This window comes from Neorhizobium sp. SOG26 (assembly GCF_003491345.1).
Classification (GTDB): Bacteria; Pseudomonadota; Alphaproteobacteria; order Rhizobiales; family Rhizobiaceae; genus Neorhizobium; species Neorhizobium turbinariae.
Map to the genome: position 1 here is coordinate 1,731,979 of NZ_CP025512.1, position 13,542 is coordinate 1,745,520.

The following is a 13,542-nucleotide window of genomic DNA, read 5'->3' on the forward strand; positions in this document are numbered from 1 at the left end:
CCTCCGACCGTGACGCCGGATACATGAACGCAGCTTCCTCGCCCATCATCGACCGCCGAACAGTGATCGACTGGCTCGGCATCGTGCCGTTCATGATCTTTGCGCTGATGTTCCTGATCGTCCCGACGCTCTACCTCGTCGTGGGCGCGTTCTTCACGCCCGACGGGCACCTGACGTTGGAGAATATCGCCGGCCTCTTCACGCCGACCATCCTCAGCGCCTACTGGATCAGTATCAAGGTTTCGCTTGCCTCCTCGCTGGGTGGCGCGCTGATCGGCTTCTTCCTGGCCTGGGCGGTGGTGCTGGGCGGCCTGCCCTCCTGGATCCGCTCGAGCCTCCTGACCTTCTCGGGCGTCGCTTCGAACTTCGCCGGCGTGCCGCTTGCCTTCGCCTTCATCGCGACGCTTGGTCGAACGGGCCTCGTCACCGTCTTCCTGCGCGAATCGTTCGGCTTCAACCTCTATTCGACCGGCTTCAACCTGCTGTCATTCTTCGGGTTGACCATCACCTACATGTTCTTCCAGATCCCGCTGATGGTGCTGATCCTGACACCGGCGCTCGACGGGCTGAAGAAGGAATGGCGCGAAGCCTCCGAAATCCTTGGCGCCTCGACCTGGCAATACTGGCGCATGGTGGCGCTGCCGATCCTGTGGCCGAGCCTGCTTGGCACCAGCCTTCTGCTGTTTGCCAATGCCTTCGGCGCCATCGCCACGGCCTATGCCCTGACCGGCTCGTCGCTCAACATCGTGCCGATCCTGCTTTACGCGCAGATCCGCGGCGACGTGCTGCACAACCCGAACCTCGGTTACGCGCTGGCGCTTGGCATGATCGTCATTACCGGCCTCTCCAACATCCTATACATCTGGCTGCGGATGCGCGCAGAACGGTGGCCGAAATGAAGCCCGCAAAGATCCTCGCCTGGGTCGCGATCGCCGTCGGCATCATCTACTTCTTCGTGCCGCTGCTCGGCACGTTCGAGTTCTCGCTGCGCATGCGGCGCGGCGAATATTCCTTCGATGCCTATGGATCGGTTTTCTCCGATGCCGCCTTCCGGGCGACCTTCGGTTACTCGATGCTGATGGCGCTGTTCACCATCATCTTCGGCATGCTGCTCGTGGTCCCGACAGCCTACTGGGTGCGGTTGCGCCTGCCGCAGATGCGGCCCGTGGTTGAGTTCCTGACGCTGATGCCGCTCGTCATCCCGGCAATCGTCGTCGTCTTCGGTTACCTGCGCCTCTACAATTCCTCGTCCTACATCCCCTTCACCGGCTCGATCATGGGGACGAATATCCTGCTCGTGATGTCGTATATCACGCTTGCGCTGCCCTACATGTACCGCTCGGTTGATACCGCGATGCGCACGATTGACGTGCGCACCCTGACGGAAGCGGCCGAAATTCTGGGCGCGAAGTGGCCGACGATCATGTTCCGCTGCATCTTTCCCAATGTCATGTCCGGCGTCCTGTCAGGCGCCTTCATCACCTTCGCCATCGTCATGGGCGAGTTCACCATGGCCGCGCTGCTCAACCGGCCGGCCTTTGGTCCGTATCTGCAGTTGGTGGGCGCCAACAAGGCCTATGAGCCTTCCGCGCTTGCCGTCATCGCGTTTGCAATCACCTGGCTTTCGATGGGGCTGATCCAGCTCGTGACCCGTTTCAGCAAATTGGCGCCGTCGCGCGCCTAAGGAATATTGATGTCGTTCCTCGTACTCGAAAACTTAAGGAAGAGCTTCGGCCAGATCCAGGTCGTCAAAGACTTCAACATGTCCATCAACAAGGGCGAGTTCGTGTCTTTCCTTGGACCATCAGGCTGCGGCAAGACCACCGTCCTGCGCATGATCGCCGGCTTCGAGACGCCGAGCGATGGCACGATCACGATCAACGGCACGAACCAGACCAGGCTCAAGACCAACCAGCGCAATATCGGCATGGTCTTCCAGGCCTATGCGCTGTTCCCGAACATGAACGTGTTCGACAACGTCGCCTTCGGGCTGAAGGTCGCCGGCAAGCCGAAGGCCGAGATCGAAAGCCGCGTGCGCGAGATGCTGAAGCTGATCTCGCTTGACCACCTTGCCGACCGCTACCCCTACCAGATGTCCGGCGGCCAGCAGCAGCGCGTGGCGCTTGCCCGTGCGCTGGCACCGAAGCCGCAGGTGCTGCTGCTCGACGAGCCGCTTTCGGCACTCGATGCCAAGATCCGCGTGTCGCTGCGCGAAGAAATTCGGCAGATCCAGAAACAGCTCGGCATCACCACCGTCTTCGTGACCCACGACCAGGAGGAGGCGCTGTCGATCTCCGACCGGATCGTGGTGATGAACGCCGGACGCGCCGACCAGATCGGCACGCCGTCGGAAATCTACAACCGCCCGGCGACGCGCTTCGTCGCCTCCTTCGTCGGCACGCTCAACATCATCGAGGCGACGGTGATCGATCCCGCCGCCAACACGGTGAAGGTTGGCGACAACACGATCATCCTGCGCGAGTCGATCGGTGCGCTGAAGGGCGGCGACAAGCTGTCGATCGCGCTGCGCCCGGAGGCCGGCTCCCTGTCGGAAAGCGCCCGGGGCGACACGGCGCTCAGCGGCAAGGTGATTTCCTCGCATTTCCTCGGTTCGGTCATCCGCACCAAGGTGGATGTCGGCGGCAACCAGATCTCCTTCGACATGTTCAACTCGCCGGATGCGGTGATGCCGCGCGAAGGCGAGATGCTGACGTTGCGCTTCAATGCCAGCGATTTCCTGATCGTGCGGGAGTAAGTCACCTACCTGCCCGCCAGCAGTTCGCGTCCCCGCGCAGTCTCCTGCCGTGGCTTTGTCGTTTCTGTTGCTGCAGCGTCCCGAAAACCGGTTCCCGCTTTTCGCGGGCGCTGCACGATCGGAGAGCCCACGCGAATGCGAAACCTCTCTATTGTTTAGTTTTGTGGCTCCGCATTCGCGTGGCCCTCGGCGTTTTTTTCGGGACTTCCGGTCCCTACAGGTGATTGCCTCGCCTCGCTGCATGGTTTCTTTCGTATGATCTTGTCCGAAAACCGCTTCACACTTTTCGGGATCATGCGCTGCCCATCCACTTGCACGGCTCAACCGAACCTGGCCTGGCGACCAGGGGGAGGCTTGATAGGGCGCGGCAATGAAAAACACATCCGCTCCCATGGCTTTCACCTCTCATCCCCTCCCCGCACGTTACGGTTTGAAGGATGAGCGCCGGCTCCCGCCTGCCCGCGAACGTCTCGCGAAACACTCCGGCGACGGAAGCAGGCACAGAATAGCGGGTGCCGGAAAGGCGGGGATGAAAATTATGCTAAGTGCTTGAACAGGCTCAAGCGACCTGCGTAATTGTCCACGTTCAGGCCGCGTCGTCGACCACCTGCTCGGCCCGCGCCGGCACGTAGTTCAGCACCGGACCGAGCCAGCGCTCGACTTCCGCGATCTCCATGCCCTTGCGTGCGGCATAGTCCTCCACCTGGTCGCGCTCCACCTTGGCGACGCCAAAGTAATAGGATGCGGGGTGGCCGATATAGAGGCCTGAGACGGAGGAGCCGGGCCACATGGCGTAGCTTTCCGTCAGTTCCACGCCGGTCGTGGCGGTCGCATCAAGCAGGCGGAACAGCGTCGCCTTTTCCGTGTGGTCGGGCTGCGCCGGGTAACCAGGCGCCGGACGAATGCCGCCATAAGCTTCGTTGACCAGTTCATCGGCCGAGAAGGCCTCGTCCGGGGCGTAACCCCAGAACTCCTTGCGCACCCGCTCGTGCATGCATTCCGCAAATGCTTCGGCGAACCGGTCCGCCAAAGCCTTCACCAGGATTGACGAATAATCATCGTTGGCGCGCTCGAAGCGTTCTGCAATCGCCACTTCCTCGATGCCGGCGGTCACCACGAAGCCGCCGACATAGTCGCGCACGCCGGACGCGGCCGGGGCGACGAAATCCGACAACGCCACGTTCGGGCGGCCATCCCGCTTCGAAAGCTGCTGGCGCAACGTGAAGAAGGTCGCAAGATCCTTGTCGCGCTTGTCATCGGCATAAAGACGGATGTCATCACCGACCGTATTGGCCGGCCAGAAGCCGATGACCGCACGCGGACGGAACCACTTCTCCTCGATGATCTTCGCAAGCATGGCCTGCGCATCGGCATAAAGCTGCCGCGCAGCCTCGCCCTGCTTTTCGTCTTCGAGGATGGCGGGGAAACGGCCCTTCAGCTCCCAGGTCTGGAAGAACGGCGTCCAGTCGATGTATTTCGCCAGTTCCGCAAGGTCGTAGGTTTCAAACACTCGGGTGCCAAGGAACTGCGGCTTGGTCGGCTGGTAGGTTGCCCAGTCGAGCTTTTCGGCGTTGTCGCGAGCGCGTGCGATGGGAAGACGCGTCTTCTCCGCTTCCGAGCGGGCATGGGCGGCCGCCACCTTGGCGTATTCCGCCTGGATGCCGCTGACATAAGCGGGCTTCTGCTCCGGCGAAAGCAAGGCAGAGACGACACCCACGGCGCGGCTCGCATCGTTGACATAGATCGCCTGGCCGCGATCGTAACGCGGATGGATCTTCACGGCCGTATGGACGCGGCTCGTTGTCGCCCCGCCGATCAGGAGCGGAATGTCGAAACCCTGGCGTTCCATTTCCGAGGCGACATGCACCATCTCGTCGAGCGACGGCGTGATGAGGCCGGACAGGCCGATGATGTCGACCTTTTCCGCGATCGCCGTTTCCAGGATCTTGGTCGAGGGCACCATGACGCCGAGATCGATGATCTCATAGTTGTTGCAGGCAAGCACGACGCCGACGATGTTCTTGCCGATGTCGTGGACATCGCCCTTCACTGTCGCCATCAGCACCTTGCCGGCCGCCTTCTTCTGGTCGCCGCCATTGAGGCGCTTTTCCTCTTCCATGTAAGGCAGGAGCACGGCGACCGCCTGCTTCATGACGCGGGCCGACTTCACCACCTGCGGCAGGAACATCTTGCCCGAGCCGAACAGGTCGCCGACGACATTCATGCCGGCCATCAGCGGGCCTTCGATGACGTGGAGCGGGCGCTCCGCAGCCTGGCGGGCTTCTTCCGTATCGGCCTCGATGAACTCGGTGATGCCGTTGACCAATGCATGCGACAGGCGCTTTTCGACCGGCCATTCGCGCCATGCGAGATCCTGGGCCTTGGCTTCCTTGCTGCCCGAACCGCGGAAACGCTCGGCGATTTCCAGCATGCGCTCGGTGGCATCGTCGCGACGGTTGAGGACGACATCCTCGCAGGCCTCGCGCAGTTCCGGCTCGATGTTTTCGTAGATCGCGAGCTGGCCCGCGTTGACGATGCCCATGTCCATGCCGGCCTGGATGGCATGATACAGGAAGACGGCGTGCATGGCTTCGCGCACCGGCTCATTGCCGCGGAACGAGAAGGACAGGTTGGAGACGCCGCCCGACACATGCACGAGCGGCATGCGCTCGCGGATCGTCCGGGTCGCCTCGATGAAGGCGACGCCATAGTTGTTGTGTTCCTCGATGCCGGTGGCGACAGCGAAGATGTTCGGGTCGAAGATGATGTCTTCTGGCGGGAAGCCCGCCTCTTCCGTCAGGAGCTTGTAGGCGCGTTCGCAGATTGCGACCTTGCGCTCATAGGTATCCGCCTGGCCCTGCTCGTCGAAGGCCATGACGACGACGGCGGCGCCATAATTGCGCAGCAGCTTTGCCTGGGCGATGAATTTTTCCTCGCCCTCCTTCATGGAGATGGAGTTCACCACCGGCTTGCCCTGCACGCATTTGAGCCCGGCTTCCATGATCTCGAACTTGGAGGAATCGAGCATCAGCGGGACGCGGGCGATGTCCGGCTCGGCAGCAATGAGGTTGACGAAGTCGACCATCGCCTTCTCGGAATCGATCAGCCCTTCATCCATGTTGATGTCGATGATGGAGGCGCCGTTCTCGACCTGGTCGCGGGCGATTGCCAGTGCGGCGGTGAGGTCGCCGGCGGTGATGAGCTTGCGGAATTTTGCCGAGCCGGTGACGTTGGTGCGTTCGCCAACATTCACGAAGGGCACGTCCTTGGTGAAGACGAAGGGTTCAAGGCCCGACAGCGCCATGAACGGCTTGTGCTCCGGCACTTCGCGCGGCTTGAAGGAGGCAACGGCATCGGCGATCGCCTTGATGTGCTCGGGCGTCGAGCCGCAGCAGCCGCCAACGACGTTGACGAGGCCTTCTTCGACGAAACCGCGGATCTGGCGGGCCATGTCGTCCGGCGTTTCGTCGTAGCGGCCAAATTCGTTCGGCAGGCCCGCATTCGGATAGGCAGAGATGAAGGTATCGGCAACGCCCGACAGTTCCTGCAGGTGCGGCCGCATGGCGTCCGCGCCGAGCGCACAGTTGAGACCGATCGTGAAAGGATTGGCGTGGCGCACCGAATACCAGAAGGCGGACGGAGTCTGCCCCGACAACGTACGGCCGGACAGGTCGGTGATCGTGCCGGAAATCATCACCGGCAGGTGCAGGCCCTTGGCTTCGAAACGTTCGGCGCAGGCGAAGATCGCCGCCTTGGCGTTCAGCGTGTCGAAGATGGTTTCGATGAGGATGACGTCGGCGCCGCCATCAATCAGACCGTCGATCTGTTCGGCATACGCAAGGCGCAGGTCATCGAATGTCACCGCCCGGTAACCGGGATTGTTGACGTCCGGGGAGATCGAGGCCGTGCGGTTGGTCGGGCCGATGGCGCCGGCGACGAAACGGCGGCGGCCGTCTTCCTTCTGCGCCCGGATGGCGGCGCGGCGGGCGAGCCGCGCACCGTCGCGGTTGAGGTCGTAGACGGCGTTCTCCATCTGGTAATCGGCCTGGGCGATGCGGGTCGACGAGAAGGTGTTGGTCTCGATGATATCCGCGCCGGCCCTGGCGTAACGATAATGGATGTCTTCGATCGCCTGCGGCTGCGACAGAATGAGCAGGTCGTTGTTGCCCTGCTGATGGCAAGCGCAGCCGGCAAAACGCTCGCCGCGAAAATGGTCTTCGCCAAAGCCGAGCTGCTGGATCTCGGTGCCCATGGCGCCGTCGATCACCAGGATCCGCTCACGCGCCGCAGCCTGCAACGCTGCCAATATCTCGTTTCCGTCGCGTTGTGCCGCTTCCGGGCCGAATAATTGATCAAACATTGGGAAGTCCTCATCGATTCAATTAGGCGATAAGGACATAAACATATCTTTATGTCAATGCAAACGGCGCGTGCCTGTGGCTGGACATGGATTTGCCATGACAGGTGACGGGCCGATGGGTATAGGCTTTGTGAAGACGTGAGAGCATGAGCGACGGAGAGGTTTTTGCATGAGCGACAACAGCCAGACGACATCCAATTGGGCGAGCCTCCCCTACCATCGGCGCTGGCTCCTGGATCAGGCGGACGGCCTCTTCGATTTCTTCCAGTACAAGGCGGTAAACCCCAAGGGTGGCTTCTTCGACCTCGATGAAAGCGGCGCGCCGATCGGCGGCGTCAACCCCACGCGCGGCATCCATTCATCAACCCGCATGGTGCATTGCTTCTCGATTGCCTACCTGCTCGGACGCCCCGGCGCCGGCGAGATGATCGACCACGGCATGCGCCATCTTTGGGAGCACCACCGCGACAGCCAGCATGGCGGCTATTTCTGGCAGGTGAACGACGACGGCCCGGTCGATGCCAACAAGCAGGGATACGGCCACGCCTTCGTGCTGCTTGCCGCCTCCTCGGCAAAGGTTGCCGGTCATCCGCTGGCGGACAAGATGCTCTCCGATATCACCGAGGTGCTGGAAACGCGCTTCTGGGAAGCGCAGCATGGCGCGATTGCGGAGGAATTCGCCCGCGACTGGTCGCCCATCGATGGCGGCAGCTACCGCGGCCAGAATTCCAACATGCACCTCACCGAAGCGCTGATGGCAGCCTACGAGGCGACCGGCGAAAAGAGCTATCTGGAGAAGGCGGAAAGCGTCGCCGATCTCGTCATTCGCCGTTGCGCCGGAAGCGTCGGTTTCCGCGTGGCCGAGCATTTCGACCGCAACTGGGTGATCGACAAGAATTATTACCACCCCGACGAGATGTTCCGGCCGGCGGGTACGACGCCCGGCCACTCGCTGGAATGGTCACGCCTCCTGCTGCAACTGTGGGCGCTCGGCGGCAAGACGCAGGCCTGGATGCCGGATGCCGCGAAATCGCTGTTCGTGCAGGCCATGTCACTGGGCTGGGACAAGGCCAAGGGCGGCTTCTTCTATACGCTCGATTGGGACGACAAGCCGGCCAAGACCAACAAGCTGTGGTGGCCGATGTGCGAGGCGGCGGGTGCCGCTCACTTCCTCAACGAACACCTGCCGACCGACAGCTTCTACGAGGACAGCTACCGGCTGATCTGGGGCACGATCGCCAACCGCTTCATCGACCACAGACATGGCGGCTGGCATGAGGAACTGACGGAGGACCTGGTTCCGGCACACACGCTGTTCCCCGGCAAGGGCGACCTCTACCATGCGCTGCAGGCCTGCCTGATCCCGCTGTTTCCGGCAACCGGCAGCCTCACCAATGTGATCGTCGGCGCCGAAGGCCGGATCTGAGACGAACATGCGGAGCCTGATCCGGGCGGATCAGGCTCTTGCGGCGGCGACCATGGAACGGATGCGGCTTTCCAGCTGGCTGTAGTCATAGGGTTTGATGAGCAGTTCCATCGCCTGGACGTTTTCCGCGCCCGGAACATTGCGGTCGCCGGTGGCGAAGATCACCGGGAGCGCCGGATAGGTTTCCCGCAGCTTCAGCGCCAGATCGAGCCCGCTCATCTCGGGCAGGTGGACATCCGTCACCAGGATATCGACCGGCTGGTCGCCGCAGGCGCCGATTGCCTCGTTGGCCGAACCGGCATCCACCACCACCATGCCGACATCCTGCAGGAAATCGGCCGTCGAGATGCGGATCAGCGCCTCGTCCTCGACAAGCAGGACGCGGATTGGCCGTGCCGCCTGAGCGGCTGGAGCTCCTGATGCGGCCGCTGCCGGCCCACCCTCTTTCTTCCAGCTCCAGATGCTCGCCTCGCGCGTCTGCTCGAGCACCTGACGGATCTTCCGGGCCAAAGTCTCCCGGGTGTAGGGCTTGCTCAACAGGTTGACGCCGGCATCAAGCCGCCCGCCATGGACGATCGAGTTTTCCGTATAGCCGGAGGTGAAGAGGACCGCGAGACGCGGCAGCCGTTCCTTGGCCTTGCGCGCCAAGTCGCTGCTCTTCAGGCGGCCGGGCATGACAACATCGGTGAACAGGAGGTCGATCGGCACGCCGCTTTCGACGATGGCAAGGCCGCTATCGGCGTCCCTCGCCTTCAAGACGCGGTAACCGAGTTCGGTGAGCAGGCTGACGGTGATATCGCGCACGGCATCGTCATCCTCGACGACCAGAACGGTTTCGCTGCCGCCGGTGGCGGGCGCATTGCTGTTTTCGACGGTGACGTCTTCTTCCTCCATGGCGCGCGGCAGGTAGATCCGCACCGTCGTGCCATTGCCGGGTTCGCTGTAGATCTTGATGTGGCCGCCGGACTGCTTGACAAAACCATAGACCATGGAAAGGCCGAGGCCGGTCCCCTTGCCTTCCGGTTTGGTGGTGAAGAAGGGATCAAAAACCTTGGCGAGGATATCCGGCGTCATGCCCGTGCCGGTGTCGGAAACGGCGAGCATGACATATTGCCCGGCTTCGACATCGAAGGTGCGGCGGGCATATTCGTCATCGAGATAAGCGTTACCGAGTTCGATGGTGAGCTTGCCCTGCCCGTTCATCGCGTCACGGGCATTGATGGCGAGGTTGAGCAGCGCGTTCTCGACATTGCTCGTGTCCACCAGCGTGTTCCACAAGCCGCCAGCGACAATCGTGTCGATCTCGATCGCCTCGCCGAGGCTGCGCCGCAGCAGATGATCCATGTCGCGGATGAGCCGGCTGAGGTTGACGACCTTGGGTGACAGCGGCTGCCGCCGACCGAAGGACAGGAGTTGCGAGGCAAGCCGAGCACCGCGGGACGCTCCGGCAAGCGCGCTGTTGATGCGCCGCTCCGCGGTCGCGTTGCCTGCGAGCTCGCGGCTGAGCAGCTGAAGGTTGCCCGTCACCACCTGCAGCAGGTTGTTGAAGTCGTGGGCGATGCCGCCGGCCAGGTTGCCGATCGCTTCCATCTTCTGGCTCTGGCGCAGGACCTCCTGCGTCCTTTCGAGCTCGATCGTCCGCTCCTCGACGCGATGCCCCAGCGTTTCGGCGAGATTGGTGAGGTGGGTTTCGGTGTTCTTCTGGTCCTCGATATCCGTGTTGGTGGCGACCCAGAACTCTATCTCACCCTGGGCATTCGATACCGGGACTGCGCGGCTGAGGAACCAGCGGTAAACACCATCGTGACGCCGCACGCGAAGTTCGGTCTCGAAGGTCTTGCCGGTGCGCAGGGCCTCGTTCCAGCGCATCTCGACATTCGGGTTATCATCTGGATGCACGATGCCGGAGCGGACTTCGGCGTCGAAATAGAAGGAGGTGAGCCCGCTATAGGCTAGGATCTGGTCGTTGCACCACTGAACCCGTCCATCCGGCGACGCGGTCCAGACATGGTTCGGCAAGGATTGCGCCAGCGTCCGGAAGCGGTATTCGTTCTTCCTCGCCGCCTCCTGCGCCCGGCGAAGCTCGGTGACGTCATGCCCCTGCACGAAGATGCCGGTGACATTGCCATCCTGGTTGCGGATCGGCTGGTAGACGAAGTCGACGAAGTGCTCCTCCGGCATATGATCCGGTTTCGGCCGGAGCAGGACGCGCGCCGCATGGGCACTGTAGGGCACGCCAGACCTGTAGACCTGGTCGAGAAGCTCGTAGAAGCCCTGGCCGACAAGATCCGGCAGGGCCTCGCGAACGGTGCGGCCGATAAGGTCCTCGCGGCCGACCAACTGCCGGTAGGTGCTGTTGGCAATCTGGAAGCGGTGATCCGGCTCCCGCAACACCGCCATGAAGCCCGGCGCCTGCTCAAACAACGTCCGGAGATATTCCCGCTCGGCTTCGAGCGCAGCATTCTGCCCCACCACGGCATCGACGCGACGCAGGACATCCGTTTCGGCCTGAAGCGAACCACCGTCCACAAGCCGGCTGCGCAGGCGGTGGATGTCGGTCACGTCGACGGTATGCTGCAGGATGAAGACGATCTCGCCCGCCGAGTTCTTCATCGGGCTATGGGTGGCGCTCCAGAAACGCTCCTGCATCTGCCCGTCGGCACCGGCGATCGGATAAGGGATGAGCGGCAGATGGTCGACCTCGCCGGTCGCCAGCACCTTGGCGAAGGACTGGCGCAGCATGCGGTTCGAGGCAGAGGCCGGATCGCTCGGAAACGCGTCGAACATGTTGCGGCCGACCAGCTCTTGGCGCGTCCTGTTGGTCACCGCGAGGTAGGCGTCGTTCATGCCCACGATGCGAAGCTCCGGGTCCATGATCACATATGGATTTGGAGAAACGTTGAACAGCTGATGCAGATCGAGGTCGGTGAACTCCGTGAGTCGGAACATGCTGTATTCCTGATGCGCGTACAGTGAGCTTATAGGTGTTGCCAGCGCATTGACAACGGAAAACCATTGGATGCAAGCGGCGGAACAACCGAGTACCCTGGCGTGTTTCCCTGCGTTACCACACGGAGGAGACCATCATGGCAATCGAGCAGGCACCAAGTGAAAAGGGCCGCGAATCCGCGCGCGGGCTGAAGCAGGAATCGCGCCGGGAAGAAAAGAAGGTCGAAGCACAGAAAGGCTCCGACCTTGCCAAGGGTGCAGACCGTTTCGAGGAACGCGCCACGAGCTCCGACGGCAAGAGCGCAGGCGACAAGCAGCACTAGCCTCGCGAACACGCAAGAATGAGCGGCCCTGCCGGGACAAGGCCGCTCCAAGTGCGTGCGCCGCTTTGTCAGACCTTCCGGGTACGCCAGCTTTCGGCGTAGTTTTCGCGTGCCTCGCGGGCATAAGGCGTCGGCGAGACGCGCACGCGGATTTCCGCCTGCTTGTGGCCCTTCTCGATCGACGTCTTGTCCGTGCCGCCGTTCGGCTCGCCCCAGATCAGCGTCAGCACATCACCTTCCTTGATGTCCGGATCAACGACGCCGAGCGACAGCATGCAACGCTCGTTGTAGCTGTAGCCGTTGAACATCGACATGCCGACGAGACGGTCACCGAGCATGATGCGATCGGCGCTGGAGGAGGCATAGTTCGGCTGCGGAAGGTCGATCCACTTGTAGGGCTGCTCGCCCGGCACGAAATTGGACGCGATCACCTTCATCACGTCTTCCGCATTCCACTCAAACGTCACCTTCTTGCGGTGCGGCTTGCCCTTCATGGCTTCCAGCGCAGCGCGACCGACAAAGTCGTGGTCGAACTTGATATAGATGCCGTAACCGAGCTCGTACGGGGTGACGTAGTAGTCCTCGATATTGTCCGAGACGAGGCTGCCGCCGATGGAGCCGGTGGCCTCATAGCTGTCTTCCGTCAGCCAGTCGCGGTAACCCTGCAACTCGTCACCGGTATAGATGGCCGGCAACGGCGACGGGATCCAGCCGGATTCGAGCGTGTTGGTGGAATAGGCGCGGGCGCCGACGAGGTATAGATCGACGCCGGCATCCTTGGCGGCCTTGACGATGATGTCGCGAACCTCGTCCTTTTCGGCATAGGGACCCCAGACTTCCAGCCCCGGAGCGCCGGCCATGCCGTGGCGCAGCGCCTGCACCTTCTTGGAGCCGATATTGATCCAGTCGACATGGAAGAACTTGATGTCCGGGATCGGCCCGCCATTCATCTGCTCGAAGATCTTCGGAGCATCAGGCCCCTGGATCTGGAAGCGGTAATGCACGCGGTTGACTTCCTTGCCATCCGGGCGCGAGGGCGAACGGGGGTCATGCGTCAGCTTCACATCGTGCTTGCCGAGCGAAGCGTTGTAGCGCAGCCAGTTGGCAGTCGGCGCGCGACCGACAAGCACGAACTTGTCCTGCCGCTCGCGGAAGATGATCATGTCGCCGATGACATGGCCGGCGGGCGTGACCGGCACGTAATGCTTCGCGCGGTTGGTGTCGAAATTGGCGAAGCTGTTGATCGCCAGGCCTTCCAGGAATTTTTCGGCGTCCGGACCCTCGACGATCAGTTCGTCCATGTGGTGCGACTGGTCGAAGAGTACGGCCGAATGGCGCCATGCCTGCTGCTCGGAGCGCCAGTTGGAAAATTCCGGCGCCACCACCGGGTAGATATACATGCCGATGCGCGAGTTGCGCAGCATCTCGACGGTGTTGCCCTTCTCCTTCAGGATCTGGGTCAAATTCTTAGCCATTGGTGGTTCCTCCCAAGCCGATGATGAGCCCGGCGCTTCCTCCAGCCAGGCGTTAAGCGGCAGCATCCATGCATACATGACGAACGTCAAGAGCGAAGAATACTGCTGCAAACGCGGCTGGAGCACGTTGATGTGTACACATTGCAGTCGATCGCAGTGCCGGAGTGCAGTTTAGCGATTTCAATTGGAAGGCCGGCTGAGGTGAAAAATGTTCCCAAAGCTGCTGTTGTGAAATTTCCTGCCTGTGCGACACC

General features: G+C 62.1%; 8 protein-coding genes. 5 read left to right on the forward strand and 3 right to left on the reverse strand.

Going from position 1 to position 13,542, the window contains the following annotated elements:
- Positions 1-23: 23 nt before the first annotated feature.
- The 3 genes from CYG48_RS08615 to CYG48_RS08625 are packed head-to-tail and all read left to right on the forward strand — an operon-like array spanning position 24 to position 2,755.
- A complete protein-coding gene (locus CYG48_RS08615) occupies positions 24-899 on the forward strand; it encodes an ABC transporter permease (protein WP_118850005.1) in 876 nt (291 codons plus the stop codon).
- Positions 896-1,684, forward strand: coding sequence for an ABC transporter permease (locus CYG48_RS08620; protein ID WP_118850006.1), 789 nt, complete (start codon positions 896-898; stop codon positions 1,682-1,684). Before CYG48_RS08615 ends, CYG48_RS08620 begins: the two co-directional genes overlap by 4 nt.
- Before the next feature lie 9 nt (positions 1,685-1,693).
- Positions 1,694-2,755: an ABC transporter ATP-binding protein gene (locus CYG48_RS08625; protein WP_118850007.1), complete on the forward strand. Its 1,062-nt coding sequence runs from the start codon at positions 1,694-1,696 to the stop codon at positions 2,753-2,755.
- Positions 2,756-3,341: 586 nt separating this feature from the next.
- On the opposite strand, the gene metH is transcribed toward CYG48_RS08625, so the two are convergent.
- Positions 3,342-7,115, reverse strand: a complete 3,774-nt coding sequence (gene metH / locus CYG48_RS08630) for a methionine synthase (RefSeq protein WP_118850008.1) — start codon at positions 7,113-7,115, stop codon at positions 3,342-3,344.
- Positions 7,116-7,284: 169 nt separating this feature from the next.
- Here metH and CYG48_RS08635 point away from each other — a divergent pair, with 169 nt between their 5' ends.
- Positions 7,285-8,541, forward strand: a complete 1,257-nt coding sequence (locus tag CYG48_RS08635) for an AGE family epimerase/isomerase (RefSeq protein WP_118850009.1) — start codon at positions 7,285-7,287, stop codon at positions 8,539-8,541.
- A gap of 30 nt (positions 8,542-8,571) precedes the next feature.
- On the opposite strand, the gene CYG48_RS08640 is transcribed toward CYG48_RS08635, so the two are convergent.
- Complete coding sequence (locus CYG48_RS08640) at positions 8,572-11,490, reverse strand: hybrid sensor histidine kinase/response regulator (RefSeq protein WP_118850010.1); 2,919 nt, start codon at positions 11,488-11,490, stop codon at positions 8,572-8,574.
- Positions 11,491-11,627: 137 nt separating this feature from the next.
- On the opposite strand from CYG48_RS08640, the gene CYG48_RS08645 reads away from it, so the two are divergent.
- Positions 11,628-11,813: a hypothetical protein gene (locus tag CYG48_RS08645; RefSeq protein ID WP_118850011.1), complete on the forward strand. Its 186-nt coding sequence runs from the start codon at positions 11,628-11,630 to the stop codon at positions 11,811-11,813.
- Between the two features lie 68 nt (positions 11,814-11,881).
- Here CYG48_RS08645 and ligM read toward each other — a convergent pair whose 3' ends face one another.
- On the reverse strand, positions 11,882-13,288 hold the full coding sequence (ligM, locus tag CYG48_RS08650; RefSeq protein ID WP_118850012.1) for a vanillate/3-O-methylgallate O-demethylase: 1,407 nt from the start codon (positions 13,286-13,288) through the stop codon (positions 11,882-11,884).
- Between the last annotated feature and the right edge of the window lie 254 nt (positions 13,289-13,542).